The organism is Saccharomonospora saliphila YIM 90502 (assembly GCF_000383795.1).
GTDB lineage: Bacteria > Actinomycetota > Actinomycetes > Mycobacteriales > Pseudonocardiaceae > Saccharomonospora > Saccharomonospora saliphila.
The window spans coordinates 1,907-3,322 of record NZ_KB912591.1; the positions used below are offsets into that span (position 1 = coordinate 1,907).

Sequence of the window (1,416 nt, forward strand, 5' to 3'; positions counted from 1 at the left end):
CGCGTCCGGCTCGGCGAGGTCCTCGGGCGCCCGGGGAGGGCGCGGCGTGCCGAGCACCTCGGCCTCGGCCGTGGCCCGCAGGCGGGCGCTGACGTACGGCGGGCGGTAGTTGTTCGCGCGGATGTGGTCGAGTAGATCGCCCTCCGGTGGCACCCCGTACGTGCGCAGGTAGTGCGGCACGGCGGCGGGCCAGATCCACGTGCCGTCGGTGTGGAAGGCGTCGGGCACGGCGGGTGGTCCCGGCTTGAAAAGGTCCGGTAGCAACCCCGGGCGGGACACCGTCACCGGCGCGCGGTAGAGGTAGCCGAGGATGCCGCGCACCTCCTCGGGCGGGACCGGCGGCCGGTTGACCACCGGCTTCTCCCCCGGCGTGTGGCCGTCCACCACCTGTGCCCAGCGGAATCGCACGTCCAGTGGCAGGCCGGCCTTCGTCGCCAACCAGCCGGGCACCTCCGTGCGCGGGTGATACCGCAGTTCGGCGTCGTAGCTCGCGGCCGTGGTGCGGCCGTCCGGGCCGAGCCGCCACGCGGGCTCGGTCTCGGTGTCGTAGTCGAAGTCGAAGTGCGAATCGGCGTCGAGCGTGAACGTGCCCTGGAACCACGTGCCGGCACCCGGCTCGTACATCGCCGACCGGAGCTGGCTGAAGAGCTGGCCGAGATGGGGCGGCGCCGAGAGCGAGACGATCACGTCGTCGGCGACGGCCCGGATCTCCAGCTCCGAGAAGTCACCCACTTGCCGGAACTGCGCGGCGACGCGCTGCCAGCCCGGCGGGAGGAAGCCGCGCAGGCTACGCCCCACCGCACGCAGGAGTAGCTGTGTGTCGCCGCTGCCTGGTTCGGTGCGCGGCGCGGACTCGTCGGCGAAGTCGTGCCGCTCCTGCCACAACCCGGTCAGCGACTCGGGGTCGTCGGTGGTCGTGGTCATGTCCGTGAGGCCGAGCGTGCGCGCGACCTCCGCGTCGGTGCCCGCCCAGCGCAGCGTGAGTTCCCCGTCCGACGAGCGCGGCTCCACCCGATAGGGCTCGTCGTCGTAGTCGCAGTAGGTGTGCACGGCGAAGGTGGCGGGAGCCTCGGTGGCGGGCACGACCTTGGCGGGCCTGCCGTCCGACTCCGCGTCGAACCCCTCGGGAGCCGGCTCACCCTCCAGCGCCACGAGCAGCATCGTGCCGTCCGTGCTCGACCGTCTCGCGCGGAAGATCCCGCCGTCCCACAGCGCGTAGAGCGCGTCGGGACGATCGGCCACCTCGACTCGGTAGCGCACTGTTCCCCCTGTCGGTGTGTCCCCAGTGACTTCACCCGCTTTTTACCGCGCGGGTCTCCGGTGGCGCAGGCGGTTCGCGGGTTGTGAGGATCGCGTCACGGCCACCGGCCTAGCGGGCGCGGCGCGGTGCCCGCCGGGGTGCGGGCCGCGGCGGCA

Annotated in this window: 1 protein-coding gene; it reads right to left on the bottom strand. The window is 73.0% G+C overall.

Annotation, left to right across the window (positions count from 1 at the left end):
* Window positions 1–1,260: hypothetical protein (locus SACSA_RS0100140; RefSeq protein ID WP_019812509.1), on the bottom strand; the 1,260-nt coding region annotated here is incomplete at its 3' end.
* Window positions 1,261–1,416 lie beyond the last annotated feature (156 nt).